This is a genomic window from Streptomyces sp. NPDC006458, assembly GCF_040612135.1.
Taxonomy (GTDB): domain Bacteria; phylum Actinomycetota; class Actinomycetes; order Streptomycetales; family Streptomycetaceae; genus Streptomyces.
This window is the reverse complement of the sequence record NZ_JBEXPR010000028.1, coordinates 88,428-113,005: the sequence shown is the minus strand read 5'-3', so window position 1 is coordinate 113,005 and position 24,578 is coordinate 88,428. Positions and strand designations below refer to the sequence as shown.

The following is a 24,578-nucleotide window of genomic DNA, read 5'->3' as shown; positions in this document are numbered from 1 at the left end:
GCGAAACCGATGCCGGCGATGATCACGGCACCGAAGACGACCACGCCGATGAGAACGCGGTGCATCCGTGTCAGCTGTATGGGCGCGGCCACCCGTGCTCCCCTCCCGCTGAGTGCTGTTGTGCGGCCAACAGAGTGGCACATCTGTGCGGGGGACGGGTGGCCGGACCGGGGCCGGCCCGTGCGGCCGCCAGGGGTGTCAGCTCTTGCGGGTGGAGCGCTTCTTCGAACTGCTGGACGTGGAGGAGGACTTGCCGTCCGAGGAGGCGTTGGTGGCGGAACCCGAGGACGTCGAGGAACCGGTGGACGTCGACGCCGTCGAGCCCGGGGTCTTCGCGCCGCTGCCGCTGCCGCTGTTCGCCTTCGACACCGCGGCGACGGCCTCCTTGGCGGCCCGCTGGGCGTCCTTCATCAGCTCGTCGGCGTCCGGGGCCTTCTCGCCCGCGAGACCGGCGCCGTTGTAGTCGACCGTCACGACGACGTTCTCGACCAGGGCCACGACCGTCTGCTGCTTGAAGGCGCCTTCCTTCTTCTTCAGGTCGTAGCGGATGGCGGTGGCCTCGTCGCCGGTGCCCGTGACCGGGGCCGACTTCACGTTCTTCGCGCCGGTCACGCCCTGGGCGTCGCCGACCTGGCCGTCGTAGTACTCCTTGGCCAGTTCGTCGCCGGGGCCGCGGGTGACGTCCGACTCGAAGCGCAGCAGCGAGACGTTGAGCCAGCGGAACTGGGAGCCCTTGACGCCATTGTTGTCGAGGCTGTCCCAGGAGCAGCTGCCGCGGGACTCCAGATCGTTCGAACCGCCCTCCTTGCCGGACTTGCCCGATTCGGGGACCAGCGCCTCCAGCGTCTTGTCGGACAGCACGTCACAGGCCTCCGGCAGCGTCGCGTAGGCCGCCGCCCGGACCGTCGGGGACGGGCTCGCGGTGGCGCTGGGGGACGTCTCCTTCGCCTTGTCCTGCGAGCCGGAGTCGGAGGAGCAGCCCGCGGCCAGCAGCACCACGGGGAGCGCGGCCACACCGACCAGGGCGCGGCCCCGTCGTATCACTCGCTGGTCACGGTCGGCTCGCTGTACTCGTCGCTGCATGGTTCCTTCGCTCATGACGCTCGTGGTTCCTGCGGTCGTTCGGGTCCGAGGGGCCACGGTACGCGGTGCGGGAGACGGGCCGCCTCGCTTCGGGCGCTTCGCGCCGCGGCACGGTCCGGCCGCGCAAGGGGGCTGTCAGGAGAGGGAGTCGGCGAGCCGGGAGGCCAGATTCCGTGCCCTGTCCTGCATTTCCTTGCTGTCGGGGACGGTCCCGACGGTGGCCGGCTGCTCCTCGTACTCGATGGTCACGATGACGTTCGACGTGCGGAACGCCACAGTCACCGTGCGGCGCTTGGCCGTGGAACCGGAGCTGTTCAGCTCGTCGTCGACGAACGCCTGATCGCCGACGTCGTCGAGGAGACGGGGCTGCAGGGCGGTGGGGGTGACCGAGGGGCTCGGGGAACCGCTGGGGCTGGAGCTCGCGGTGCCGCTCGGCCTGCCGGAGGGGCTGGAGGACGCGGTGGGGCTGCCGCTGGAAGACGGGGAGGCCGTGCCCTCGTCCGTCGCGGTCGGCTCGGGCAGGTCGGGCAGGTCCGCCGCGGCGACCTTGGCGGCGAAGAGCGACTCGGCCTCGGTCTCGTCGCTGACCGAGGAGTCGTACGACACCACGCGCTCGAAGTCGATCAGCAGATGGTCCGTGGCCGCCGCGGACTCCACCTTCCAGCGGCAGCCGACCTTGCGGTCGGTGTCGTAGGTCAGCGTGGCCTCGCCCTCGTACGCCTGCTCGCGGCGGAGTTCGTCGGCGATCTCGCGGATGCCGGGCAGGAGCGCGTCGAGGGTGTCCTGACCGACCGCGCCGCAGGGTTCGGGCAGGGTGCGGTAGCGGCCGGGCTCGGCGGCCGCGATGGTCGTGCCGGAGTCCTCGGGGTTGGAGCCGTCCGAGGTGGCGCCGCCCTCGGAGCCGCCGGTGCAGCCGGCCAGCAGCGCCGCGAGGAGGGCGGCGGTGCCGGATACGTAGGCCTTCCGCTGCACGGTCAGGCTCCTCTCCGAAGATGTCTGCGCTGCTTATTCGGTTGCCGCGCGGGGGTGTCACCCGCAGACAATGTCTATCGCACGCACTGCCGTGAACGCCGGTCCCCTGTCCCTTTCGTTGACCCTGGCGCCGGTTTTGCGATTTAAGGCTTCTGCTTGTTTTCCGGGGGAATGAGGACGATATGTCGTACGTCGAGGTGCCGGGCGCGAAGGTGCCCATCCGTATGTGGGCCGACCCCGCGACGGTCGAGGACGTCGCCATGCAGCAGCTGCGCAATGTCTCGACGCTGCCGTGGATCAAGGGCCTCGCCGTCATGCCGGACGTCCATTTCGGCAAGGGCGCGACCGTCGGGTCCGTGATCGCCATGCAGGGCGCGGTCTGCCCGGCCGCGGTCGGCGTCGACATCGGCTGCGGGATGTCCGCGGTGAAGACGTCCCTCACGGCGAACGACCTTCCCGGGGATCTGTCGCGGCTGCGGTCGAAGATCGAGCAGGCGATCCCGGTGGGGCGGGGGATGCACGACTCGCCCGTCGACCCGGGCGGCTTCCACGGGCTTGCCACCGCTGGGTGGGAGGACTTCTGGGGGCGGTTCGACGGGGTCGCGGACGCGGTGAAGTTCCGGGAGGAGCGGGCCACGAAGCAGATGGGAACGCTCGGGGCGGGAAATCACTTTTGCGAAGTGTGCATTGATGTGTCCGGTTCGGTGTGGCTCATGCTGCACTCCGGTTCCCGCAACATCGGCAAGGAACTGGCCGAGCATCACATCGGCGTGGCGCAGAAGCTGCCGCAGAACCAGGGCCTGATCGACCGGGACCTCGCCGTCTTCGTGGCCGACACTCCGCAGATGGCGGCGTACGAGCACGATCTCTACTGGGCGCAGCAGTACGCCAAGTACAACCGGACGCTCATGATGGCGCTCCTCAAGGACGTGATCCGCAAGGAGTTCAAGAAGGCGAAGGTGTCCTTCGAGCCCGAGGTGAGCTGCCACCACAACTACGTGAGCCGCGAGCGCTACGAGGGCATGGACCTGCTCGTCACGCGCAAGGGCGCCATCAGTGCCCGAACCGGGGAGTACGGAATCATCCCCGGCTCGATGGGCACGGGTTCGTACATCGTGAAGGGCCTCGGCAACGAGAAGGCCTTCAACTCGGCCTCGCACGGGGCCGGTCGCCGCATGAGCCGTAACGCGGCCAAGCGGCGGTTCTCGACGAAGGACCTGGAGGAGCAGACGCGGGGCGTGGAGTGCCGTAAGGACTCCGGCGTCGTGGACGAGATCCCGGGCGCCTACAAGCCGATCGAGCAGGTCATCGACCAGCAGCGGGACCTGGTGGAGGTCGTGGCGAAGCTGAAGCAGGTCATCTGTGTGAAGGGGTGACCTGCTGCTCGTGGCGGAGGGTCCGGTCCGGGCGGACCGGACCCTCCGCCACGTGTGTGGTCCGGTCACGAGAGCCGCGCGTCCAGTCCCGTCGTGCGCCAGACGGGAACGATCGCGGCCGGTTCGAAGTGGACTAATCGGCGGGCTCCAGCAGGCCCTTTCGCAGGGTTTCGCGGAGCGACCGCGCGTCCAGGCCGAGGGCGTCCGTGACGTACGCGTCGAAATAGCCGCCCAGGTCACGGAAGTTGGCCAAGGACGTGAAGTGTATGTGTCTGTCCATCCCTTGGGACGGTATGCGCTGGACCGATACTTCGCGTGCATGACGGCGTAGATCATGACGAGCGCCACGATGTGGATGCCGAAGAGGAAGTAGGCGAGCCACATCCACATCTGGCGTTCGTCGCGCTTCTCCCGGGCCTGGCGGGCCCGGCGTCGCTCGGGGGACTCCCCGCCGGTCACCCCTGCTCCCGGTGGACCTTGGTGTTGGAGGCCTGGGCGCGCGGGCGGACGACGAGCAGGTCGATGTTGACGTGGCTGGGGCGGGTGACGGCCCAGGTGATCGTGTCGGCGACGTCGTCGGCGGTGAGCGGGGCGGCGACGCCCGCGTAGACCTTCTCCGCCCTCTCCCTGTCGCCGCCGAAGCGGGTGAGCGCGAACTCGTCGGTCTTCACCATGCCGGGGGCGACCTCGATCACCCGGACCGGGCGGCCGACGATCTCCAGGCGCAGCGTCTCGGCGAGGACGTGTTCGCCGTGCTTGGCGGCGACATAGCCCGCGCCGCCCTCGTAGGTGCCGTGGCCCGCGGTGGAGGAGACCACGACGACCGTGCCGTCGCCGCTCGCCTCCAGCTTGGGCAGCAGGGCCTGGGTGATGTTGAGCGTGCCGATGACGTTCGTCTCGTACATCGTGCGCCAGTCGGCGGGGTCGCCGGTGGCGACGGGGTCGGCGCCGAGGGCTCCGCCCGCGTTGTTGACCAGCACGCCGACCGTCCTGAAGGCGGTCGCGAACTCGTCGACCGCCGTGCGGTCCGTGACGTCCAGCTGGTACGCCGTCGCCGAGCCGCCCGCCGCGGTGATCTCCTCGGCGAGGGCCTCGACGCGGTCCTTGCGGCGCGCGGTCAGCACGACGCGGTAGCCGGCCGCGGCGAGCTGCCGGGCGGTGGCGGCGCCGATGCCGCTGCTCGCACCGGTGACCACGGCGATGCGGGAGGCGGCGGAGGGGACGGCGGTGGCCATGGGACTGCTCCTCGGGCTGGCGTTCGTAGGACCGGGCTCCCGCCAGGATAGGTGGCCGCCGCAGGTGTACGGCGTCCGGTCAGCCGCCCCGCGGGGCCCACATGATCAGGGCCATTCCGGCGAGGCAGACCAGGGTGCCGGTGATGTCCCAGCGGTCGGGGCGGTAGCCGTCCGCGACCACGCCCCATGCGATCGACCCGGCCACGAAGATCCCGCCGTACGCGGCGAGGACGCGGCCGAAGTGGGCGTCGGGCTGGAAGGTGGCGACGAAGCCGTACGCGCCGAGGGCGAGGATGCCGCCGGTGATCCACAGCCAGCCGCGGTGCTCGCGCAGGCCCTGCCAGATCAGCCAGGCCCCTCCGATCTCGAAGAGGGCGGCGACGACGAAGAGGGCGGCGGACCGGGCGACGAGCATGGGCTCAGCCTGGCACGCGGTGCGGGTGTCACCTGATGGAGGGCGCCTGCCGTCCGGCGGGGCGTGGGATGCATAGCGGTGCGGAACCGGGTGCGTGCCGAGGGCCCGGTGAGGTCTGGAGGGCTGGTGGGTGGCATGCGCAGGGCGGCGCGGAGGCTGGTGGTGTGCGGTGCGGTGCTGGCGGCCGTCGGCGCGGGCGCGGTGGTGGCGGCCGCGGGGGCCGGTGCGGCCGTGCCCGGGGGCGGGGCATGGGAGGCGGACCTGGCGTATCACGGGTCCGCGGTGATGGCGGACGGGCGGATGCGGGTGCGGTTCGCCGCGCTCAACCACGGGCCCGACGAGGTGCCCGAGGCCACCGTGCGGCTGCGCGGCTCAGGCGGCCGCCTGGTCCGTGTCGTAGCGCTCCCGGGCCCGGTGGACCTCGTCGAAGTGGGTCTCGGCCCAGTCCTTCACCGCGGTGAGCAGGTGGGCGAGGCTGCTGCCGAGGGTGGTGAGCTCGTAGTCGACGCGGACCGGGACGGACGGGGTCACGGTGCGGGTGACGAGGCCGTCGCGTTCGAGGGTGCGCAGGGTCTGGGTGAGCATCTTGGGGCTCACTCCGGCGATCTTGCGGCTGAGGTCGCTGTAACGCATGGGGCGGGCGGCGAGCGCGGAGACGACGAGGCTGACCCACTTGTCGCTGATGCGGTCGAGGAGTTGGTTGGTGGGGCACGCCTTGATGAACGCGTCGTACTCGGCGCGGGCCTGCTCGCGTCGCTGGGCCGCGGTCTGGGTGGCCATGGCTCTCCTCGGGGTGAGGTACGCACCTTCAGGTAACTACTTACCAATAGATAGTAACTCTTCCTAGGGTTGTTGGCACGGGGTCGGAAGCCCCGTGAATGACCTACAACCGGGGAGAGTTGAGATGCGTGCAGCAGTCGTGACGGAGTTCGGCGGTCCCGAGGCCGTGCGGGTCGTGGACGCGGCGGCGCCCGAGCCGGGGGCCCGGCAGGTGCGGATCAAGGTCGTGGCGGCCGCGCTGAACCCGGTCGACGCCGGGGTGCGCGCGGGTGTCTTCGGCGGGGCCGGTGCGCGGATCGGGCTCGGCTGGGACGTGGCCGGCACGGTGGACGCGGTCGGTGTCGCCTCGGCGTGGAACGTGGGTGACGAGGTCGTCGCGCTGGTGTACGGCACGGCGAAGCCGCTGGGGACGCACGCGGAGTACGTCGTCGTGGACGCGGACGCGGTGGCGAAGGCGCCTGGTTCGGTGGACGCGGTGCACGCGGCGACGCTGCCGCTGAACGCGCTGACGGCCGCGCAGGCGCTCGATCTGCTGGGGCTGCGCCCGGGGCAGTCGCTGCTGGTGACCGGCGCGGCGGGCGCGGTCGGCGGTTACGCCGTGCAGCTCGCCGCGCACCAGGGGTTCGCCGTGACCGGGCTGGCCCGCGCGGGCGACGAGGAACTGGTGCGGTCGCTGGGCGCGTCGGACTTCGTCACCGACGGGGTGGCCGGCGGCTTCGACGCGGTGCTGGACACGGCGGTGCTGGGTGAGCCGGCGCTGGCCTGGGTGCGGGACGAGGGTGCGTACGCGGGGGTGATCCCGCAGGCCCAGCCCGCGTCGGTGCGGGGGGTTCGTACGGCCGCCGTCGAGGTGGGCGCGGACGGGGCCCGGCTGGCGGAGCTGGCGCAGCTGCTGGACGAGGGGGTGCTGTCGACGCGGGTGGCCGAGGTGTTCGCGCTGGACGACGTGGTCAAGGCGCATGCGCGGCTGGCCGAGGGCGGGGTCCGGGGGCGGCTGGTCCTGGTGCCGTGAGCGGTCGGGCGGTTCCTCGGGGCGGGGTCGTCCGCCTGTGCCGGTCGGCGCGGGTGGGCGGCTTGGGGGCCGGGGTTCGCGGTGGGTGCGGGTTGGGTGTGGCTGGTCGCGCAGTTCCCCGCGCCCCTGGGGGTGGCCGGCCGGTTGCTCGCGGATGTTGTCGCGGGTTGTGAGCGGGGGCTCGGGGGGCCGGGTGTGCGGCGCCAGGGCCGGGTTTGGGGGGCGTCCGGGTGGGGGTGGGCGGGGGTTTCTCGGTGGGTGCGGGTTGGGTGTGGCTGGTCGCGCAGTTCCCCGCGCCCTGGGGGTGGGGTCGGCTGGTTGGTCACGGGTGCTGTGTAGGGCTGGTCGCGCAGTTCCCCGCGCCCCTGGGGGTGGCCGGCCGGTTGCTCGCGGATGTTGTCCCGGGTTGTGAGCGGGGCTCGGGGGTCGGGTGGTGGCGTCGGGCCGGGTGTGGGGGGCTGGGGTCGTCCCTGTGGGGGCCTTGGGGTGCGGGTGAGGGGTGCCGGGTCCGGGTGGGGAGGGGCGTGGAATAACCGTGCGAGGGTGACCGTTCAGCGGTATAGTTCAACGGTCAACTACCTGGAGGGTGGCCATGCAGTTCGGGATCTTCACCGTCGGCGATGTCACACCGGACCCGACGACGGGGCGTACGCCGAGCGAGCGGGAGCGGATCAAGGCCATGGTCGCCATCGCGCTGAAGGCGGAAGAGGTGGGTCTCGACGTCTTCGCCACGGGTGAGCACCACAACCGGCCGTTCGTGCCGTCGTCGCCGACGACGATGCTCGGCTACGTGGCCGCGCGGACCGAGAAGCTGATCCTCTCCACCTCCACCACCCTGATCACCACCAACGACCCGGTGAAGATCGCCGAGGACTACGCGATGCTCCAGCACCTGGCCGACGGCCGGGTGGACCTGATGATGGGGCGCGGCAACACCGGCCCGGTCTACCCCTGGTTCGGCAAGGACATCCGCGACGGCATCGACCTGGCGATCGAGAACTACGCGCTGCTGCGCCGGCTGTGGCGCGAGGACGTCGTGAACTGGGAGGGCAAGCACCGCACGCCCCTTCAGGGCTTCACGTCCACGCCGCGCCCGCTGGACGGCGTACCGCCGTTCGTCTGGCACGGGTCGATCCGCTCGCCGGAGATCGCCGAGCAGGCCGCGTACTACGGCGACGGCTTCTTCCACAACAACATCTTCTGGACGGCCGACCACACCAAGCGGATGATCGAGCTGTACCGCGCCCGGTACGCCCACTACGGCCACGGCACGCCCGAGCAGGCGATCGTCGGGCTCGGCGGGCAGGTGTTCATGCGCGCGAACTCCCAGGACGCGGTCCGCGAGTTCCGGCCGTACTTCGACAACGCGCCGGTCTACGGGCACGGGCCCTCCCTGGAGGACTTCACCGACCAGACCCCGCTGACCGTCGGCTCGCCGCAGCAGGTGATCGAGAAGACCCTGGGCTTCCGCGAGTACGCCGGTGACTACCAGCGTCAGCTGTTCCTGATGGACCACGCCGGGCTGCCGCTGAAGACCGTGCTGGAGCAGCTCGACCTGCTGGGCGAGGAGGTCGTGCCGGTGCTGCGCAAGGAGTTCGCCGCCGGGCGCCCCGCGGACGTGCCGGACGCGCCCACCCACGCCTCGCTGCTGGCCGCCGAGGCACACGAGTCGGACAAGGAGGCCGTCGCATGAAGCTCGTCGTCGTCTCCGCGGGGCTGAGCGTCCCGTCCTCGACCCGGCTGCTCGCCGACCGGCTGGCCGCCGCGGTGGACCGGCAGGAGCCCGTCGATGTGGAGGTCGTGGAGCTGCGCGAGCTCGCCGTGGAGATCGCGCACCACTTCACCAACGGCTTCCCCGGCCGGGCGCTCGCCGCCGCACTCGACGCCGTGACCGGGGCGGACGGCCTGGTCGTCGTCACGCCCGTGTTCTCGGCCTCGTACAGCGGACTGTTCAAGTCGTTCTTCGACGTCCTCGACAAGGACGCGCTCACCGGCAAGCCCGTGCTGATCGCCGCGACCGGCGGCACCGCCCGGCACTCGCTGGTGCTGGAGCACGCGCTGCGGCCGCTGTTCGCCCACCTGCGGGCCGTGGTCGTGCCGACCGGGGTGTACGCCGCCTCGGAGGACTGGGGCGCCGAGGGGCTCCAGGAGCGGATCGACCGGGCCGCGGGTGAACTGGCCGCGCTGATGAGCGGTCTTGGCGCGCGGCGGCCCGCGCCGAAGGACGAGTTCGCCGTCGTGCCCTTCGAGCAGCGGCTCGCGGAGCTGCGGCCCACCGGGTGAGCGGACGGTAAGAAGCGCGGGGTCCGCGGGCCGGGGCCACTCGCCGGCACAGATGGCTTTGCCACACTGGACGGGTGGCCCCGACACTTCTGCTCGCCGAAGACGACCGTGCGATCCGGCATGCCCTGGAGCGCGCCCTGACCCTGGAGGGGTACCGGGTGACGGCCGTCGCCGACGGTGTGGAGGCGCTGGCCGAGGCGCACCGGATGCCGCCGGACGTGCTCGTGCTCGATGTGATGATGCCCGGCAAGGACGGGCTCCAGGTCTGCCGTGAGCTGCGCGCCGAGGGCGACCGTACGCCGATCCTGATGCTGACCGCGCTGGTGGAGACCGCGGACCGGATCGCGGGCCTGGACGCGGGGGCGGACGACTACGTGGTCAAGCCCTTCGACGTGGAGGAGGTCTTCGCCCGGCTGCGCGCCCTGCTGCGCCGCACCAGTCCGGCGCCCGAGGCCGCCACCGCCGCTCCCGAGCCCGCCGCACCCGTCCAGAGCCTGCTGGAGGCGGCGGGTGTGCGCATGGACCCGCAGGCCCGCCGGGTCTGGCGCGGCGAGCGCGAACTGGAGCTGACCCGCACCGAGTTCGAGCTGCTGGAGCTGCTCGTCCGGCACGCCGGGACGGTCCTGGACCACGCCACCGTCTACGACCGCATCTGGGGCTACGACTTCGGGCCCGGCTCCAAGAACCTCGCCGTGTACGTCGGTTATCTGCGCCGCAAGCTCGACGAGCCCGGCGCGCCGCAGCTGATCCACACGGTGCGCGGGGTGGGTTACGTCCTGCGGGAGGGCTGAGTGGGCGGCGGCCGGCTGTGGCGGCTGGTGTCGCTGCGCACCACCTTCGCGATGTCCTTCGCGGCGGTGACCGCCGGGGTCACCGTGCTGGTCGGCATCCTGTCCTACAGCGCCGCGGCCCGGCTGGTGCGGGTGGACCAGCAGACGGTGTTCGACGAGGTCGTGCAGGACGTACGGGCCGAGGTGCGGCGCGCTCCGATGAACCCGGCCGACTTCACCTCGGCACCCGGTCACGACCTGGTCCGGCCGGCCCGCACGGATGTGCAGGTGCTCGGGCCGGACGGGGCGGTCTTCGACGAGGGCAGCCCGGGTCTGCCGGTGACCGGTGACGACCGCCTGGTCGCGGGTGCGCCGGCGGCCGGGCGGGTGGTGGTGCACCGGGATGTGCAGGTCGACGGCGACGTCTACCGGGTGGCGACCGTGGCGCTCGGCGGCGGCCGTGGCGCGGTGCAGGTCGGGCAGCAGTTCAGCGACACCGAGGATCTGCTGCGGGTGCTCCAGCAGCGCACGCTCGTGCTGGTCGGCGCGGTCGTGCTGGGCGCGGGCCTGTTCGGCTGGTGGCTGGCCTGGCGGATCACCCGGCGGCTGGTCGTCCTCACCTCCGCCGCGGAGGCCGTCGCCCGCACGCGCCGGCTCGGCATCCAGGTGCCGGTGTCCGGCAGCGACGAGGTCGGACGCCTCGGGCGGGCCTTCGACCGCATGCTGGGCCGGCTCGCGCAGTCGGAGGAGGACCAGCGGCGGCTGGTCCAGGACGCGGGCCACGAACTGCGTACGCCGCTGACCTCGCTGCGGACGAACATCTCCCTGCTGAAGCGGATGGGCGAACTGCCCCCCGAGGCCCGCGAGGAACTGGTCGCCGACCTCGGCGAGGAGGCACGCGAACTGACCGACCTGGTGAACGAGCTGGTGGACCTCGCCGCCGGTCAGTCCGACAGCGAGCCGCCGCAGCGGGTGGACCTCGCCGACGTCGTCGAGGAGGTCGCGGCCCTCGCCCGCCGCCGCACCGGCCGCGAGATCCTCGTCGCCGCGAGCGGCGCCACCGTCACCGAGGGCCGCGCCGGGCAGTTGACCCGCGCGGTCTCCAACCTGGTCGAGAACGCCGCCAAGTTCGACCGCGGCGGCGCCTCGGCCATCGAGATCCGCGTCAGCGGCGGCCCCGCCTCACCTGTCCGCGTCGAGGTTCTCGACCGTGGCCCCGGCATCACCGACGACGACCTCGCCCGCGTCTTCGACCGCTTCTACCGCGCGGCCGACGCCCGCGCCCTGCCCGGCTCGGGCCTCGGCCTGTCCATCGTCCGCGAGATCTCCCTGACCCACGGGGGCGCCCCGTTCGCATACGCCCGCGAGGGCGGCGGGTCGGTGATCGGGTTCACGGTGCGGGGGGCGGGGGTGCGGTGAGGGGTGTGTCCTGCCCCGGCAGCAGCCAGCCCTCGGGGTGCCTGCGATGAGGGGTGTGTCCTGGCCCGGCAGGAGCCGACCCCCGGGGTGCCTGCGATGAGGGGTGTGTCCTGCCCCGGCAGCAGCCGACCCACGGGGTGCCGGCCGGGGGTTGACCGGGCCGGCACCCCTGGCTGGTCCAGGCCGTCGGAACGTACCTGTTGTACGGGCCGGCCAAGGCGCGCCCACGACTACCGCAGCCTCGCCTAGTACGGGAGCTCCGGGTTCGCCGGGGCTGCCGGGTTCGCCGGGGCTGCCGGGGCTGCCGGGGCCGCCGGGTTCGCCGGGGCCGACGCGGACGCCGAGGCGCGGGTGCGGCAGGCGCCGGCCGACGCCCGGAAGATCGCGGAGGCCCTTCCCCGGCGGCGCGCCCGGCCGGCCGCCCCCGCCGCCGACCGCAACGCTCCCCGGAGCAGACCGTCGGCTTCGGGCCGCGCTTCGGGCCGCGGGCCCTGCGGACGGCCTGGAGAACGAGCTCCGGGCGTCCGCCGCTTCCCGACCCGCTCCGCGCGGCTCCCGGGCCCGCCGGACGGACCCGGATCTCGTCTACCTTGCGGCCGAGGGGGCCGGTGGCCGGCGTGCCACCAACCCCGCCGTCGCGTCGCCGCCGGTCCCCCGCAAGGCCAGTTCAGGCAGCCTGTGACCCGCCCCACCGGGCCGACCTCCTGCCCCGCGGGCCGGGCCGTGGCTGCCGAGACCGCATTGCCAGGCTCGCCGACCTCAGGAAGTCAGATGAAGACACGCGTCGATCTGCTCACCAAGGAGTACCCGCCGGAGATCTACGGCGGAGCCGGAGTCCACGCCGCCGAACTCGCCAAGGCCCTCAGGCGCCTGGTCGACCTGCGCGTGCACTGCTTCGGCGCACCCCGCGACGAGGCGGGCGTGACCGCCTACGCCGAGCCCCACCTCGCCGACGGGGCGAACACCGCGCTGCGCACCCTCGGCGCCAACGTGGCGATGGCGGCCGGCTGCGCGGGCGCCCGCCTCGTGCACAGCCACACCTGGTACGCCAACGCGGCCGGCCATCTGGCGAAGACGCTGTACGGCATCCCGCACGTGGTCACCACGCACAGCCTGGAGCCGCTGCGGCCCTGGAAGACCGAACAGCTCGGCGGGGGATACGCCCTGTCGTCCCTGGTGGAACGCGCCGCACTGGAGCACGCCGACGCGGTGGTCGCCGTCTCGCACGCCATGCGCGAGGACATCCTGCGCGTCTACCCCGGCGTCGACCCCGAGCGCGTGCACGTCGTGCACAACGGCATCGACGCCGCCGCGCACGGGCCCGACCTCGGCACCGACGCCCTCCTGCGGCACGGTATCGACCCCGACCGGCCCATCGTGCTGTTCGTCGGGCGCGTCACCCGGCAGAAGGGGCTGCCCCAACTCCTGCGCGCCGCCTTCGACATGGACCCGGTGGCGCAGCTGGTGCTGTGCTGCGGGCAGCCGGACACCGCCGAGATCGCGGCCGAGACCGCCGTACTGGCCGACGAGTTGAGCCGGAAGCGGGGCGGTGTCGTGCGGATCGACGGGATGCTCGACCCCGTGTCGCTGCGGCAACTCCTCACGCACTCGGCCGTGTTCGTGTGCCCGTCGCTGTACGAGCCGATGGGGATCGTCAACCTGGAGGCGATGGCCTGCGGCACGGCGGTGGTGGCGACGGCCACCGGGGGCATCCCCGAGGTGGTCGTCGACGGGGAGACCGGGGTGCTGGTGCCGATCGAGCAGGAGCGGGACGGGACCGGGACGCCGCTGGACCCGAAACGTTTCGCCGCCGACTTCGCCGCCGCGGTGAACCGGCTGCTGGCCGAGCCGGGGACGGCCCGTGCCATGGGGGCGGCCGGGCGGCTGCGGGCCGTGAAGCACTTCGGGTGGGACCTGGCGGCGGAGCGGGTGCACGCCGTGTACGGGCGTGTGCTGGGCGAGGGTCTCGGGGAGGGCGGCGGTCGCGGTGACGGTGACGGTGACGGTCACGGCGGCGGTGGCGGTGGCGGTGACAGTGGCGGTCGCGGTGACGGCGGCGGTGACAGTGGCGGTGGCGGGGGCGGTGGCGACCTCAGGGAGTCGGGCTGAACTCCTCCTGACGGGGATCGCGCGGGGTCGCCGTCGTGCCAGGCTTTCCGAGCGTCGTTGCTGGTCGCGCGGTTCTCCGCGCCCCGCAGGCCCGTAACCACCAGGAGAGTGAGAGCCGTGAGCGACCCCGGCCCGCGGACCGTGCGTGAGGCCGCCCTGGACGTGCTCGGACGGCTGGGGCTCGCCACCGTCCCGATCGCCCGTGCCGTCGGCTACGCGCTGGCCCGGCTCGACCGGCGGGTGGTCGTCGTGGTCGGGGAGGGCGCCGCGCAGTACGCCGTCCACTCCCTGTGGACGGCCGGGCGCCACAACCTTCCCGTCACCTTCGTCATTCCGGACAACTCCGGTTACCTGTCCCTGAAGTACTACCTTCAGGACCACGAGTCCTGGGCGGCGGGCTACGACCTCGGCGGGCTCGACGTGGCGTTGATCGCGCGCGGGTTCGGGGTGCGCGCGGAGACCGTCGGTACGCCCGAGGGGCTGCGGCAGGCCCTGCGCGACGCCCTCGGCGCCGACGGGCCGGTGCTCCTCGACGTCAAGGTCGCCGATCCCGGACTCGTGTCGGTCTAGCACCCCCGTCTTCACCCGTGGAGGAACTGATGACCATGCGTGCCGCCGTCATCGATGGGTTCGGCGCCCCCGACCGTCTGCGCCTCGCCGAGCTGCCCGTGCCGGAGCCGGGGCCCGGGGAGGTGCTCGTGCGGGTGGCGGCGGCCGGGGTCAACGCGATCGACTGGCTCAGCCGCGCCGGGCGCGGGGTCGCCGTGGAGTCCTTCCCCGCCGTGCTCGGCTGGGACCTCGCCGGGAGCGTCGCCGCGACCGGGCCGGGAGCCGGGCGGTTCGCCGTCGGGGACCGGGTGTACGGCATGCCGCGCTTCCCGGCGCTCGCCGGGGCGTACGCCGGTTATGCGGTGGCTCCGGAATCCGAACTCGCCCCTGTTCCCGAGGGGTTGGAGTACGTGGAGGCCGCCGCGCTGCCGATGGTCGTGCTCACGGCGTGGCAGACGCTGTTCGAGCACGGGGGGCTCACGGCCGGGCAGCGGGTGCTGGTGCCGGGGGCGGCCGGTGGGGTCGGGCATGTCGTGGTGCAGCTCGCGGCGGACGCGGGGGCGGAGGTCGTCGGGACGGCGTCGGCGGGGAACCGGGACTTCGTGCTGTCGCTGGGGGCGCGGGAGGTCGTCGCCCACGACATGGTCCGTGAGGTGAAGGGGGTGGATCTCGCGGTGGATCCGATGGGTGGGGCGGAGTGGTTCCGGTTGCTGGACGTCGTGCGGCCCGGGGGTGTCGTCGTCTCGCTCAAGGGGGAGGGGGCGGGGCAGGCGGGTGCGGCGGAGGCGCGTGGGGTGCGGGCGGGGTTCACGTATGTCCGGCCGGACGTGGGGGTGTTCGAGCGGGTGTCCGCCCTGCTGGGCGCTCGGCGGTTGCGGGGGCACGTGCATCGGGTGTTCTCGCTCGACGAGGTCTCCCAGGCGCATGTGGTGGGGGAGCAGGGGCATGTGCGGGGGCGGCTTGTGCTTGAGCTTTGAGGGGGCTTTCGGCCTAGGCGGATCGGCCTTCCGCCTAGACCACATGCCCTCTCAGGCCTTGGCCGCTGCGACCTCACGCGTCCGGCCTGCGAGCTCCCGCACTGCGCGCGTCTTGGCGTAGGGCGCGAGGTCCGTGCGCATCGTGGTGAAGTGGTCGTCACCGCGGACTGACGAGACGTGCTCGTACTCGTCGAGGAAGTGCAGCCACGAGTCGCACGCGGCTTCCACGTGCCCATGCCGCAGTTGGCGCTGCGCGAGGACCGCGTAAGCGTGGACGCGTCCCTGGCGCTCCTGGGCGGGCTGCACGCGGATGGACTGCTTCATGGCGGCGATGCTGCCTGGCAGGTCGCCTTCCTCCATGAGCACGTGAGAGACGTGGAAGAGGTAGGCGGTCTGGTCGTAGCCGCCGATCGCGTCGCGCCGGTCGTCCGCCTGTGACAGTGCCACCTCGGCCTCGCGCAGCCGGTTGTGGGCCTGACGCCGGTCCCCCACCATGGACGCCGCGTGCGCCTGCTGTCCGCGCAGGAACGCCACCAGGCGGGGGCCGGCCGACGGTGCGGCCTCAGCTGCCGAATCGGCCAGCTCCAGCGCCATTCGCCCGTGCCTCAGGTTCGACGCCTGGAGTGACATGCCGCGCAGGGTGCGGCAGTAGGTGAGGTGATCACCCGCCTCGTCGGCGAGTTTGAGTGCTTTGGTGTAGTACGTCTGTCCCAGCCCGTGGGACTTCTCGTACATGGCCATCCAGCCCGTGAGGTAGGTCAGGTCCGAGGCCGCTGCGAGCATGTCCCGCTTCACCGGTTCGGACGCCTGTGCCCGCAGCCACGGTCCGACTGTGTTGACGAGGAAGGCCGCAGCCATGGGGCGCGCGTGGCCGGCGCCGAACTCGTCGAGGATGTCCGCGATCCGGTCCGTCATCGAGCGTACGGAGGCGACTTGCGAGGCGCCGATCCGGGTTGTGGCCTTGCCCGGGCTGACCGGGCCGTCCGCGGCCCGGGCGGCCGACTGGAACACGGGCACGGAGAGCGCGGCGGAGAACAGGGTCGCGGCCAGGACTGCGCGACGGGATGGGTCCATATCCGCCCTTCCTAGGTCGATCAACTCCTCGACAGTGTCGACCGGTTCAGGGGCTCCACCGGACCGCGCGGGCTGAAGCCCAGCTTCCGCATGGGTGACGGGCCGGCCTAACCGAGCGGAGAGGGCTTCAAGAATCAGGGGCCTGACCTCGGGTTTCGGCGGCGTACCAGCGATCCAGTGCGCCACGGCCGTCCGGTCGTACGTCAGGTGCAGTCCAGCCTGGGGGCCGAGCCGGTTGACTTGCTGCGCCAACTGCGTGCGAGTCCATCGTGCCTGCTCAAGCAGCCTGTCCAGGTCAGGGTTGGGCGTGCGGTTCCTCGTGGCCATGTCATCACTCCCGACAGTTCCATGGCGTTCACGGTGTTCACGGTCCCACCTGCCATCAACCGTACCCGCAGACAGTGACCGCGCGATTACCTCGCAGCCATGACCCCCGGCACCGGCACCACCATGGCGGACCTGTTCGCCGGAGACTTCACCCAACCCCTCATCGGCCAGCGGCTCGACCTGACCATTCAGACGCTGACCGAGCGGTACGCGGAGAACGGACAGGTCGGCATCGTGGCGCACTGGCGCGGGGACGTGCAGCTCGCCCGGCCCCGCGCGTTCGCCGTGTACCGCTACCTCAAGGCCGCCTCATGATGCCCGGACAGGAACCGACCGCGCTCGAACGGCGCGAGGCGGCAGCGGACATACGGGCGCAGGAACGCGCACACGGGGCCGGCGCCATCCGCCGGCCGCACTGCCGGCGCATACATCCCCCCGCGCACGGCGGGGAAGTGGTGTTCGTGCCGGGTGAGCTGCTGCCTGACTGGCTCGACCTCGACAAGGCCGAGTACGACCCCGGCCAGCACGCCTACACCGTGCCCCCGCCCACACCACGGAAGCGAGTCAGGTAATGGCACTCGTCCAGCGCCTCCAGGCGCCCCCACGGTCCCCGCAGGTGTCCGCCGACCACATCGGGCCCGAGCGGGCCGCCGTCACCGACTCCGAGTTGCTCGCACTGCCACCCGCCGCACAGGGCGGCAACTGGGCTCCACCGCCGAGGGCATGGCGCCAAGCCCTGAGCGTCCGCACCGGTGACAGCCCCGGGCAACAGAACGGCCCCCGGAGCGTCACACGGATGACGCTCCGGGGGCCGACGGGCCCGCACGGGGGCAGCAACGGGGATGCCGGGGACCCCGTCCACCGCCCCCGGGGGCCCTGGAAGCCGTCCACCCCGCCTCACCCCGGGGGAGGCGCAGCGGCGGGACGGACGGCCGGTCTCACGGCAGGCGGGTCACCACGGCCACGGCCAGCAGGGGCAGCGCCACCCACACGCACACCACGACCGACACAGCCCCCGCGTGACGCCGTACACGGCGGCAGAAGGCGCGCATCACCAACCCCCGCCGTCCGCACGCCTGCCCGGCAGGTCCGCGCGGCAGCGCGGACAGCGGCACGGCGGGAACACGGACCGCACCGGCACCGGGCCGCCCCGTCCGTCCACCACGGTTTCCGCACGCCCGGGCGTGACCTCCCCGCCCGCAGAGATTTGGTAGACGCGCAGCGTCATCCGGCCCCCGCTCATCCGGCATCCCCGCCGTCCTGCGACGCGTCCCCGCCGTCCTGCGGCGCGCCGCACGCGCCGGACCCCTGCTCACGTTCGCGGCTCTCCGCCACCCGCAGCGCATCCGTCAGCGCCTCGCACAGCCGCTCCGACAGCCACCTCAGCTCGCGCTCATCCAGCCCGGGGCGCTCCAGCGCCTCCCGCGCGAAGACGAGCATGCGCGCCCCCATGTCCAGCTGCCGCGCCTCCAGCAGATCCGCGAACCTGTTCAGGAAGCTGTCCGGACCGTCCGACGACAGATACGCGCGCTTGCCGTCCGGACCGCCGAACGGCAGCAGCCGCATACGCCCCGCCCCAGTCGTCCCGCTCACCGGACCACCCCCGCACCCGCACCCGCCCCGGGCACCCGCAGCCCCCCGGCGCTGACTCCGTCGACGACCAGCCCCCGCGCGCCCCGCAACCGCGCCTTCCGCCGCTGCTCCTCGAACGCCACCAGATACGGCCGGACAAGCTCAGTGTCCTCACCCCGCAGCAACGGCACACAAGGCACCACAACCCGGCGCAGGCGTGGCGTCGGCGCGTCCAACCGCACGGGCACCGGAGGAGGCGCGACCGCACGATGACGACCACGCGAAGGTCTGAAGAACCACACCAGCAGTTCGAGTAAACGGGCGATACAGTGCATGAGTCTGCGCTCCTTGGAAGCGTGGGCCACGCCCCCGGACGTTCACAGCGTCGCGGGGGTCTCGTCTGTTCTGAGGGTTGCTCATCAGGCGTACTCTCAGGGGTGGTTCATCTCCCGAGCGGGAGTTGGGGAAATGTGAGGCGCAGATGGGTGCACGACCGCGCGAGCTGACACCAGACCGGTCCGCCCGGCACCTGTTCGGGGCGAAAATGCGTTCCTACAGGGAACGGGCGGGCATGAGCCTTGAAGCCCTGTCCGGTGTGATCAACATCAGCAAGAGCCACGTATCCCGTATCGAGACGGCCGAGGCCATGCCCCCGCCTGAACTTCCAGCCATGCTGGACGCAGCCTTTGGGACGGACGGGATCTTTGCAGAGTTGTACGGGCTAGCTCGACGTGAAATCCACCCCGATCAATTCCGACGCAGGATGGAACTTGAGGCTCAAGCCTGCCTCATTCAGGAGTACGCCGGTCAGATTGTGCCGGGGCTTGTCCAGACCGAGGAATATGCCCGTGCTCTGTTCGTAGCATTCGATCCCAGAGCGCTGCCCAACGCCGTTGAGGAACTGGTGACCGCGCGCATGAGTAGACAAGCTCTGTTGCAGGCCACCCCACCGCCCGATCTGGCGCTGATCCTTGATGAGGCAGCGCTGCGACGGTCGTTCGGCGGTCCCTCCGTGATGCGAGCACAGTTGGCGCGCCTGGTCGATCTGACGCTGACTCCGACGAGCGTTGTGCAGGTTCTCCCGTTCAGTCACGGGGGACATGCCTTGGTAGGGGGCACGCTGACGTTGATGACCCTCGACCACGGGGCACAGGTGGCCTACGAAGAGAGCATTTCGACCGGGACGTTACTGGAGGACCGAGCAACCGTCTCGGCACGTCAGCGGGCTTACGATCTTCTGAGAGCTTGCGCTCTGTCGCCAAACGACACTGCGACTTTCATCCGGTCCGTAATGGAGGCACTACCCGATGAGTCCGATACCCGACCTCTCTAGCGCGGAGTGGGTCAAGTCTACGTATAGCGGCAACGGGGGCGGCAGTTGTGTCGAGTGGTCGCCGAAGATTGCCATCGCTTCTGACATCGTCCCTGTACGTGACAGCAAGATCCCCAGCGGTCCGGTACTCGTCTTCCCGGCAGACCGCTGGTCGTCGTTCGTCGGTGCGATCAAGGGCGGACACCTGTCCGCCTGAGCTGACCCCCGACCTCGTGATCGGCCCCCGTCTTCCGGCGGGGGCCGACGTGCTGCAGGGGCCGGTAGGCCGCTGAGCTGGGCAGACGCTTACTGAGCCGAGGACGTGTCTAACGCTCCTTGACGGACACAGCCGCCTCCCAGGCCGCCGCCCTGGCCTATGCCGACGAACATCTCGGCCGGCTCCTCGACGGGCTGGCCCTGCTCGGCCGATGGCTCGTCATCATGTGCGCCGACCACGGCGACGCGTACGGCGACGACGGCTACCGCGGACGCGGCATCGCCCACCCGACTGTCTTCAACGTGCCGTACGCCGCCTGGGTGCACGGCTGACGGCTACGCTCCTGCCGCATGAGCGAAGAGACGCGCGACGCCTCCGTGATCCTGGCCCGCGACGCGAACGGCCACGTGGCCGTGCTGAGCGCCCAGTTCCCCCGCCACGGAGGCGAGTACCTGTTCCTGCCCGGAGGACGCTTCGAGGCCGATGAGACTCCGGTCGACTGCGCACGCCGGGAGCTCAAAGAGGAGGCCGGAGTCACCGCCCGCACCTGGCGATCGCTCGGAACGTACGCCATCACGCTGGCCTCGCCCGCGAAGGTACACCTGTGGGAAGCCACCGATCTGACGCTCGGCCCACAGCGGCTCACCGAGACAGAGCAGGACTTCAAGTTGATGTGGTGGCCAGTCGACGATGCTGTTCAGGCCGTCCGCGAAGGCCGGTTCCTTCTGCCTGCCGGGCCGCTCGCCCTCCTCCTCTCCGCCAGGTCGTCATCTCCACTCGCGCAAGGCACGGTGGTGCCGGGAGCCGTCACAGGGGGCGTAGCCAGGTGACTCCCAGGGGCGGGAGGGTGATTTCCGTGCTGGCGGGGAAGCCCTGGTGGGGGTGGGGGGTGGCGTGGAGGGGGCCCGGGTTGAGGACGCCGCTGCCGCCGTAGCCGGGGGCGTCCGTGTTGAGGGTCTCCGTCCACTCGCCGGCGTGCGGCAGGGCGACACGGAAGCCCGGCCGGGGGTTCGGCTGGAAGTTGCAGACGCAGACGAGGACCTCGTCGTGCTCCCCGCGGCGGACGAACGAGTACACGTTGTCCTGGGCGGCGTCCGCGTCGATCCAGCTGAAGCCCTCCGGCGCGGTGTCGTGGCGCCACAGGGCGGGTGAGGACTGGTAGCCGCGGTTGAGGTCGCGGACCAGGTCGCGCACCCCGGCGTGCGGGGCGCGGCCCAGCAGCGTCCAGTCCGGGCCGAGGTCGTGGGACCACTCCGACTCCTGGGCGAACTCCTGCCCCATGAAGAGGAGTTGCTTGCCCGGGAAAGCCCACATGAAGGCGAGGTAGGCGCGCAGGTTGGCGAGCTGCTGCCAGCGGTCGCCGGGCATCCGCGTCAGGAGGGAGCCCTTGCCGTGCACGACCTCGTCGTGGGAGATGGGCAGCAGGAAGTTCTCGGAGTACGCGTAGACCATCGCGAAGGTCATGTCGTGGTGGTGGTACTGGCGGTGCACGGGGTCCTTCGACATGTACGACAGGGAGTCGTGCATCCAGCCCATGTTCCACTTCAGGCAGAAGCCGAGACCGCCGTGGTCGGTGGGCCGGGTCACGCCGTCCCAGGAGGTGGACTCCTCCGCGATGGTCATCACGCCGGGGTTGCGGCGTGGCACGGTGGCGTTGACCTCCTGGAGGAACTCCACGGCCTCCAGCTGCTCACGTCCGCCGTAGACGTTGGGCAGCCACTGGCCGTCGCCGCGCGAGTAGTCGAGGTAGAGCATGGAGGCGACCGCGTCCACCCGCAGGCCGTCGATGTGGAACTCCTCTATCCAGTAGAGGGCGTTGGCGACGAGGAAGTTGCGGACCTCGTTGCGGCCGTAGTCGAAGACGTAGGTGCCCCAGTCGGGGTGTTCGCCGCGGCGTGGGTCGGCGTGCTCGTACAGCGGGGTGCCGTCGAAGCGGGCCAGGGCCCAGTCGTCGCGCGGGAAGTGGGCGGGCACCCAGTCGAGGATGACGCCGATCCCGGCCTGGTGCAGGGCGTCGACCAGGAGACGGAAGTCGTCGGGGCCGCCGAGCCGGGCGGCGGGGGCGTAGTAGGAGGTGATCTGGTAGCCCCAGGAGCCGCCGAAGGGGTGCTCGGCGACCGGCAGGAACTCCACGTGGGTGAAGCCCAGCGCCTTGACGTACGCCGGGAGTTCGCGGGCGAGTTCGCGGTAGCCGAGGCCGGGGCGCCAGGAGCCGAGGTGCAGTTCGTAGACGCTCAGCGGCTCGCGGTGCGCGGAGAAGGAGGCTCGGCGGGCCATCCAGGCCGTGTCGCCCCACTCGTGGCGGGAGGTGTGGACGATGGACGCCGTGCCGGGGGCGGTCTCCGCGCGGGTGGCGAGCGGGTCGGCCTTCTGGATCCAGCGGCCGTCGGGGGTGAGGATCTCGTACTTGTAGTGGCAGCCGTCGCCGGCGTCCGGCACGAAGAGTTCCCAGACGCCACTGATGCCGAGGGAGCGCATCGGGTGGGCGCGGCCGTCCCAGTGGTTGAAGTCGCCCACCAGGCGGACCGCGCGGGCGCCCGGCGCCCACACCGCGAAGGACGTGCCGGTGACCAGGCCCCAGCCCGACTCGTGGCGGCGGACGTTGGCGCCCAGCACCCGCCACAGTTCCTCGTGCCGGCCCTCGTGCACGAGGTGCAGGTCGAGCTCGCCGAGGGTGGGCAGGAAGCGGTAGGGGTCGTCGTAGCGGTGGAGCTGGTCGCCGTAGACGGCGGTGATCCGGTAGTCGGGGACGCCGGGACCGGGCAGCAGGCCGGTGAAGACGCCTTCGGACTCGTGCTCCAGCTCCAGCAGGGGGGAGCCGGACGGGTCGGTTATGTAGACGGCGTCGGCGAGCGGGCGCAGGACCCGCAGGGTCACCCCGTCCGGGCCCGGGTGGGGGCCGAGCAGGGCGTGCGGGTCGCTGATCTCGCCGGTGACGAGGCGCTTGAGGTCGGTGGCGGGCAGGGCCCGGGCATGCGATGCGGTGGTCACGTCTGCGGGTTCCCGTCCGTGAAGATATGGGCCACTTGCGTCTGGGGGTCGAGGCGCACGTAGTTGTCGCGGCCCCAGTGGTAGCTCTGGCCGGACAGCTCGTCGTACACCTCGAAGGAGTCCGAGCGCTCCAGGCCGAGCGCGGGCAGGTCGAGGAAGACGGTCGCCTCGCGTGCGGTGTGCGGGTCGAGGGTGAGCACGACCAGCACCCAGTCGGTGTCGTCCCGCTTGGAGAAGCACATCACCGCGTCGTTGTCGGTGCGGTGCAGATGCAGATTGCGCAGCTGGTGCAGGGCGGGGTGGGTGCGGCGCAGCCCGTTGAGGGTGCGGATCAGCGGGGCGAGCGAGTCGCCGGCGGCCTCGCGGCCCTCCCAGTCGCGCGGGCGGTACTCGTACTTCTCCGAGTCCAGGTACTCCTCGCTGCCCGGCCCGGCGGCCACGTTCTCGAACAGTTCGTAGCCCGCGTACATGCCCCAGCTCGGGCCGGCCATCGCGGCGAGCACCGCGCGGACGGCGAAGGCGGGCCGGCCGCCGTACTGGAGGTAGGCGTGCAGTATGTCGGGGGTGTTCACGAACAGGTTGGGCCGCAGGTAGGCGGCCGCCTCCTCGCCGCCGAGCCCGGCCAGCTCCGACAGATAGGACTCCACCTCGTCCTTGGAGTTGCGCCAGGTGAAGTAGGTGTACGACTGGTGGAATCCGACGCGCGCCAGGGTGTGCAGCATCGCCGGGCGGGTGAACGCCTCGGCGAGGAAGAGCACATCGGGGTCGGTGTCGTGGACGGCCGCGATCAGCCGCTCCCAGAAGGCGACCGGCTTGGTGTGCGGGTTGTCCACGCGGAAGATGCGCACCCCGTGGGCCATCCAGTGGCGCAGGACGCGCAGGCACTCCTCGTGCAGGCCGTCGGGGTCGGTGTCGAAGTCGACCGGGTAGATGTCCTGGTACTTCTTCGGCGGGTTCTCGGCGTACGCGACGGAGCCGTCGGGGCGGTGCCGGAACCACTCGGGGTGCTCGGTGACCCAGGGGTGGTCGGGGGAACACTGGAGCGCGAAGTCCAGGGCCACCTCCAGGCCCAGTTCGCCCGCGCGGGCCACGAAGCGGTCGAAGTCGTCGAGGGTGCCGAGGTCGGGGTGGACCGTGTCGTGCCCGCCGGCCGGGGAGCCGATCGCCCAGGGCGAGCCGGGGTCGTGCGGGCCGGCGGTGAGGGTGTTGCCGGGGCCCTTGCGGTGGGTGCCGCCGATGGGGTGCACGGGCGGCAGATAGACCACGTCGAAGCCCATGTCCGCGACGGCCTCCAGCCGTTTCGCGGCGGTGCGCAGGGTGCCCGAGCGGGGGGCGCGCAGCAGTCCGTCGGCGTACGGGCTGCCGGGGACGATCGCGCCCTCGGAGCGCGGGAACATCTCGTACCAGGCGCCGTACAGGGCCCGTTCGCGGTCCACGCGCAGCGGCAGCTCCTCGGAGCGGGTGACCAGTTCGCGCAGCGGGCGGGCGGACAGCAGGGCGAGCACCACCGGGTCGGAGGCGGCGGCGAGACGGTCCTCCGGGGGCCGCGCGGTGTCGCGCAGCCGCCGTACCGCGGCGAGCAGCGGGGCGCCCTCGCGCGGCGCGAAGGCGTCGGCGGCCCGCTCCAGCAGCAGCGCGCCTTCCTCCAGCATCAGCGGCACGTCCAGACCGGCGGGCACCTTGAGGTCGGCGGCGTGCCGCCAGGTGGCGACCGGGTCGGACCATGCCTCCACGCGGAACGTCCAGTCGCCCTCCCGGTCGGCGCTGACGCAGGCCGCGTACCGGTCGGTGCCGGGAGCCAGCAGCCGCATCGCCGTCCACTCGCCCTCGGTGCCGTCGGGGGAGGTGAGCACGACGTTGGCGGCGACCGCGTCATGGCCCTCGCGGAACACGGTCGCCGACACCGCGAACGCCTCGCCCGGCACGGCCCGCGCGGGCCTGCGTCCCCCGTCGACCCGGGGCCGTACATCCACCACGGGAATCCGCCCCACGCTGGGCGCGAATGTCCGTGCGACGCGCTTCTCCTGCATCATGAGCCTCCTCGCACCGGGGGTGCGGTCGCTGAAAACGGGCCGGACTGGACGCCCGGAAGGGGCGCGGGGCAG

Annotated in this window: 26 protein-coding genes; 15 read left to right on the top strand and 11 right to left on the bottom strand. The window is 71.9% G+C overall.

Going from position 1 to position 24,578, the window contains the following annotated elements:
• Positions 1 to 198: 198 nt before the first annotated feature.
• Both ABZZ79_RS31390 and ABZZ79_RS31385 read right to left on the bottom strand, forming a co-directional pair.
• Positions 199 to 1,098, bottom strand: coding sequence for a DUF3558 family protein (locus ABZZ79_RS31390; RefSeq protein ID WP_356694541.1), 900 nt, complete (start codon positions 1,096 to 1,098; stop codon positions 199 to 201).
• Between the two features lie 120 nt (positions 1,099 to 1,218).
• Positions 1,219 to 2,055 (bottom strand): DUF3558 domain-containing protein, encoded by an 837-nt coding sequence (locus tag ABZZ79_RS31385; protein ID WP_356694539.1) that lies wholly within the window; start codon positions 2,053 to 2,055, stop codon positions 1,219 to 1,221.
• 182 nt (positions 2,056 to 2,237) lie between these two features.
• On the opposite strand from ABZZ79_RS31385, the gene ABZZ79_RS31380 reads away from it, so the two are divergent.
• A complete protein-coding gene (locus ABZZ79_RS31380; protein WP_356694537.1) occupies positions 2,238 to 3,431 on the top strand; it encodes an RtcB family protein in 1,194 nt (397 codons plus the stop codon).
• A gap of 133 nt (positions 3,432 to 3,564) precedes the next feature.
• Here the strand turns inward: ABZZ79_RS31380 and ABZZ79_RS31375 are convergent, their stop codons facing one another.
• The 4 genes from ABZZ79_RS31375 to ABZZ79_RS31360 all read right to left on the bottom strand — a co-directional run bounded on the left by ABZZ79_RS31375 (position 3,565) and on the right by ABZZ79_RS31360 (position 5,861).
• Entirely contained in the window at positions 3,565 to 3,711 is a 147-nt protein-coding gene (locus ABZZ79_RS31375) for a hypothetical protein (RefSeq protein WP_356694535.1), read from the bottom strand.
• Positions 3,712 to 3,886: 175 nt separating this feature from the next.
• Positions 3,887 to 4,666 carry an SDR family NAD(P)-dependent oxidoreductase gene (locus ABZZ79_RS31370; RefSeq protein WP_356694533.1) on the bottom strand — a complete coding sequence of 260 codons (780 nt, stop codon included), beginning with the start codon at positions 4,664 to 4,666 and terminating at the stop codon, positions 3,887 to 3,889.
• Between the two features lie 79 nt (positions 4,667 to 4,745).
• Entirely contained in the window at positions 4,746 to 5,081 is a 336-nt protein-coding gene (locus ABZZ79_RS31365) for a YnfA family protein (RefSeq protein ID WP_356694531.1), read from the bottom strand.
• Between the two features lie 372 nt (positions 5,082 to 5,453).
• On the bottom strand, positions 5,454 to 5,861 hold the full coding sequence (locus ABZZ79_RS31360; RefSeq protein WP_356694529.1) for a helix-turn-helix domain-containing protein: 408 nt from the start codon (positions 5,859 to 5,861) through the stop codon (positions 5,454 to 5,456).
• Between the two features lie 124 nt (positions 5,862 to 5,985).
• Here ABZZ79_RS31360 and ABZZ79_RS31355 point away from each other — a divergent pair, with 124 nt between their 5' ends.
• The 8 genes from ABZZ79_RS31355 (at position 5,986) to ABZZ79_RS31320 (ending at position 14,980) form a co-directional block, all read left to right on the top strand.
• Positions 5,986 to 6,873 carry an NADP-dependent oxidoreductase gene (locus ABZZ79_RS31355; protein WP_356694527.1) on the top strand — a complete coding sequence of 296 codons (888 nt, stop codon included), beginning with the start codon at positions 5,986 to 5,988 and terminating at the stop codon, positions 6,871 to 6,873.
• 592 nt (positions 6,874 to 7,465) lie between these two features.
• Positions 7,466 to 8,566 (top strand): LLM class flavin-dependent oxidoreductase, encoded by a 1,101-nt coding sequence (locus ABZZ79_RS31350; protein WP_356694525.1) that lies wholly within the window; start codon positions 7,466 to 7,468, stop codon positions 8,564 to 8,566.
• Positions 8,563 to 9,156: an FMN reductase gene (locus tag ABZZ79_RS31345; RefSeq protein WP_356694523.1), complete on the top strand. Its 594-nt coding sequence runs from the start codon at positions 8,563 to 8,565 to the stop codon at positions 9,154 to 9,156. Before ABZZ79_RS31350 ends, ABZZ79_RS31345 begins: the two co-directional genes overlap by 4 nt.
• A 74-nt stretch (positions 9,157 to 9,230) precedes the next feature.
• Positions 9,231 to 9,947: a response regulator transcription factor gene (locus ABZZ79_RS31340; RefSeq protein ID WP_356694521.1), complete on the top strand. Its 717-nt coding sequence runs from the start codon at positions 9,231 to 9,233 to the stop codon at positions 9,945 to 9,947.
• A 51-nt stretch (positions 9,948 to 9,998) separates the two neighbouring features.
• A complete protein-coding gene (locus tag ABZZ79_RS31335; RefSeq protein ID WP_356694545.1) occupies positions 9,999 to 11,345 on the top strand; it encodes a HAMP domain-containing sensor histidine kinase in 1,347 nt (448 codons plus the stop codon).
• A gap of 771 nt (positions 11,346 to 12,116) precedes the next feature.
• Positions 12,117 to 13,454, top strand: coding sequence for a glycogen synthase (gene glgA, locus ABZZ79_RS31330; RefSeq protein WP_356694519.1), 1,338 nt, complete (start codon positions 12,117 to 12,119; stop codon positions 13,452 to 13,454).
• 117 nt (positions 13,455 to 13,571) lie between these two features.
• Complete coding sequence (locus ABZZ79_RS31325) at positions 13,572 to 14,024, top strand: thiamine pyrophosphate-dependent enzyme (protein ID WP_356694517.1); 453 nt, start codon at positions 13,572 to 13,574, stop codon at positions 14,022 to 14,024.
• A 29-nt stretch (positions 14,025 to 14,053) separates the two neighbouring features.
• Entirely contained in the window at positions 14,054 to 14,980 is a 927-nt protein-coding gene (locus ABZZ79_RS31320; protein WP_356694515.1) for an NADP-dependent oxidoreductase, read from the top strand.
• A gap of 51 nt (positions 14,981 to 15,031) precedes the next feature.
• Here the strand turns inward: ABZZ79_RS31320 and ABZZ79_RS31315 are convergent, their stop codons facing one another.
• Positions 15,032 to 16,381 (bottom strand): hypothetical protein, encoded by a 1,350-nt coding sequence (locus ABZZ79_RS31315; RefSeq protein ID WP_356694513.1) that lies wholly within the window; start codon positions 16,379 to 16,381, stop codon positions 15,032 to 15,034.
• Between the two features lie 99 nt (positions 16,382 to 16,480).
• On the opposite strand from ABZZ79_RS31315, the gene ABZZ79_RS31310 reads away from it, so the two are divergent.
• Positions 16,481 to 16,696 carry a phage major capsid protein gene (locus ABZZ79_RS31310; RefSeq protein ID WP_356694511.1) on the top strand — a complete coding sequence of 72 codons (216 nt, stop codon included), beginning with the start codon at positions 16,481 to 16,483 and terminating at the stop codon, positions 16,694 to 16,696.
• Positions 16,693 to 16,953: a hypothetical protein gene (locus ABZZ79_RS31305; RefSeq protein ID WP_356694509.1), complete on the top strand. Its 261-nt coding sequence runs from the start codon at positions 16,693 to 16,695 to the stop codon at positions 16,951 to 16,953. Before ABZZ79_RS31310 ends, ABZZ79_RS31305 begins: the two co-directional genes overlap by 4 nt.
• A 667-nt stretch (positions 16,954 to 17,620) precedes the next feature.
• Here ABZZ79_RS31305 and ABZZ79_RS31300 read toward each other — a convergent pair.
• On the bottom strand, positions 17,621 to 17,974 hold the full coding sequence (locus ABZZ79_RS31300) for a hypothetical protein (protein WP_356694507.1): 354 nt from the start codon (positions 17,972 to 17,974) through the stop codon (positions 17,621 to 17,623).
• A complete protein-coding gene (locus ABZZ79_RS31295) occupies positions 17,971 to 18,144 on the bottom strand; it encodes a hypothetical protein (protein WP_356694505.1) in 174 nt (57 codons plus the stop codon). Before ABZZ79_RS31295 ends, ABZZ79_RS31300 begins: the two co-directional genes overlap by 4 nt.
• A gap of 290 nt (positions 18,145 to 18,434) precedes the next feature.
• On the opposite strand from ABZZ79_RS31295, the gene ABZZ79_RS31290 reads away from it, so the two are divergent.
• From ABZZ79_RS31290 to ABZZ79_RS31275, 4 genes are all read left to right on the top strand, one after another.
• Positions 18,435 to 19,286 carry a helix-turn-helix transcriptional regulator gene (locus tag ABZZ79_RS31290; protein ID WP_356694503.1) on the top strand — a complete coding sequence of 284 codons (852 nt, stop codon included), beginning with the start codon at positions 18,435 to 18,437 and terminating at the stop codon, positions 19,284 to 19,286.
• A complete protein-coding gene (locus ABZZ79_RS31285) occupies positions 19,261 to 19,482 on the top strand; it encodes a DUF397 domain-containing protein (protein ID WP_356694501.1) in 222 nt (73 codons plus the stop codon). Before ABZZ79_RS31290 ends, ABZZ79_RS31285 begins: the two co-directional genes overlap by 26 nt.
• A gap of 119 nt (positions 19,483 to 19,601) precedes the next feature.
• Complete coding sequence (locus ABZZ79_RS31280; RefSeq protein ID WP_356694499.1) at positions 19,602 to 19,814, top strand: sulfatase-like hydrolase/transferase; 213 nt, start codon at positions 19,602 to 19,604, stop codon at positions 19,812 to 19,814.
• Between the two features lie 18 nt (positions 19,815 to 19,832).
• Complete coding sequence (locus tag ABZZ79_RS31275) at positions 19,833 to 20,312, top strand: NUDIX hydrolase (RefSeq protein WP_356694497.1); 480 nt, start codon at positions 19,833 to 19,835, stop codon at positions 20,310 to 20,312.
• On the opposite strand, the gene glgB is transcribed toward ABZZ79_RS31275, so the two are convergent.
• A complete protein-coding gene (glgB, locus tag ABZZ79_RS31270; RefSeq protein ID WP_356694495.1) occupies positions 20,290 to 22,473 on the bottom strand; it encodes a 1,4-alpha-glucan branching protein GlgB in 2,184 nt (727 codons plus the stop codon). The two genes, ABZZ79_RS31275 and glgB, sit on opposite strands and share 23 nt — an antisense overlap.
• Positions 22,470 to 24,506, bottom strand: coding sequence for an alpha-1,4-glucan--maltose-1-phosphate maltosyltransferase (locus ABZZ79_RS31265; RefSeq protein WP_356694493.1), 2,037 nt, complete (start codon positions 24,504 to 24,506; stop codon positions 22,470 to 22,472). Before ABZZ79_RS31265 ends, glgB begins: the two co-directional genes overlap by 4 nt.
• Positions 24,507 to 24,578 lie beyond the last annotated feature (72 nt).

Bases quoted from the DNA above. Each gene is read 5' to 3' on its own strand.
- ABZZ79_RS31355 (WP_356694527.1), top strand. From the start codon at position 5,986: ATGCGTGCAGCAGTCGTGACGGAGTTCGGCGGTCCCGAGGCCGTGCGG.
- ABZZ79_RS31290 (WP_356694503.1), top strand. From the start codon at position 18,435: ATGGGTGCACGACCGCGCGAGCTGACACCAGACCGGTCCGCCCGGCAC.
- ABZZ79_RS31335 (WP_356694545.1), top strand. From the start codon at position 9,999: ATGTCCTTCGCGGCGGTGACCGCCGGGGTCACCGTGCTGGTCGGCATC.
- ABZZ79_RS31285 (WP_356694501.1), top strand. From the start codon at position 19,261: ATGAGTCCGATACCCGACCTCTCTAGCGCGGAGTGGGTCAAGTCTACG.
- ABZZ79_RS31350 (WP_356694525.1), top strand. From the start codon at position 7,466: ATGCAGTTCGGGATCTTCACCGTCGGCGATGTCACACCGGACCCGACG.
- ABZZ79_RS31390 (WP_356694541.1), bottom strand. From the start codon at position 1,098: ATGAGCGAAGGAACCATGCAGCGACGAGTACAGCGAGCCGACCGTGAC.
- ABZZ79_RS31345 (WP_356694523.1), top strand. From the start codon at position 8,563: ATGAAGCTCGTCGTCGTCTCCGCGGGGCTGAGCGTCCCGTCCTCGACC.
- ABZZ79_RS31305 (WP_356694509.1), top strand. From the start codon at position 16,693: ATGATGCCCGGACAGGAACCGACCGCGCTCGAACGGCGCGAGGCGGCA.
- ABZZ79_RS31315 (WP_356694513.1), bottom strand. From the start codon at position 16,381: ATGGCCACGAGGAACCGCACGCCCAACCCTGACCTGGACAGGCTGCTT.
- ABZZ79_RS31360 (WP_356694529.1), bottom strand. From the start codon at position 5,861: ATGGCCACCCAGACCGCGGCCCAGCGACGCGAGCAGGCCCGCGCCGAG.
- ABZZ79_RS31275 (WP_356694497.1), top strand. From the start codon at position 19,833: ATGAGCGAAGAGACGCGCGACGCCTCCGTGATCCTGGCCCGCGACGCG.
- ABZZ79_RS31370 (WP_356694533.1), bottom strand. From the start codon at position 4,666: ATGGCCACCGCCGTCCCCTCCGCCGCCTCCCGCATCGCCGTGGTCACC.
- ABZZ79_RS31375 (WP_356694535.1), bottom strand. From the start codon at position 3,711: ATGGACAGACACATACACTTCACGTCCTTGGCCAACTTCCGTGACCTG.
- ABZZ79_RS31365 (WP_356694531.1), bottom strand. From the start codon at position 5,081: ATGCTCGTCGCCCGGTCCGCCGCCCTCTTCGTCGTCGCCGCCCTCTTC.
- ABZZ79_RS31380 (WP_356694537.1), top strand. From the start codon at position 2,238: ATGTCGTACGTCGAGGTGCCGGGCGCGAAGGTGCCCATCCGTATGTGG.
- ABZZ79_RS31320 (WP_356694515.1), top strand. From the start codon at position 14,054: ATGACCATGCGTGCCGCCGTCATCGATGGGTTCGGCGCCCCCGACCGT.
- glgA (WP_356694519.1), top strand. From the start codon at position 12,117: ATGAAGACACGCGTCGATCTGCTCACCAAGGAGTACCCGCCGGAGATC.
- ABZZ79_RS31310 (WP_356694511.1), top strand. From the start codon at position 16,481: ATGACCCCCGGCACCGGCACCACCATGGCGGACCTGTTCGCCGGAGAC.
- ABZZ79_RS31265 (WP_356694493.1), bottom strand. From the start codon at position 24,506: ATGATGCAGGAGAAGCGCGTCGCACGGACATTCGCGCCCAGCGTGGGG.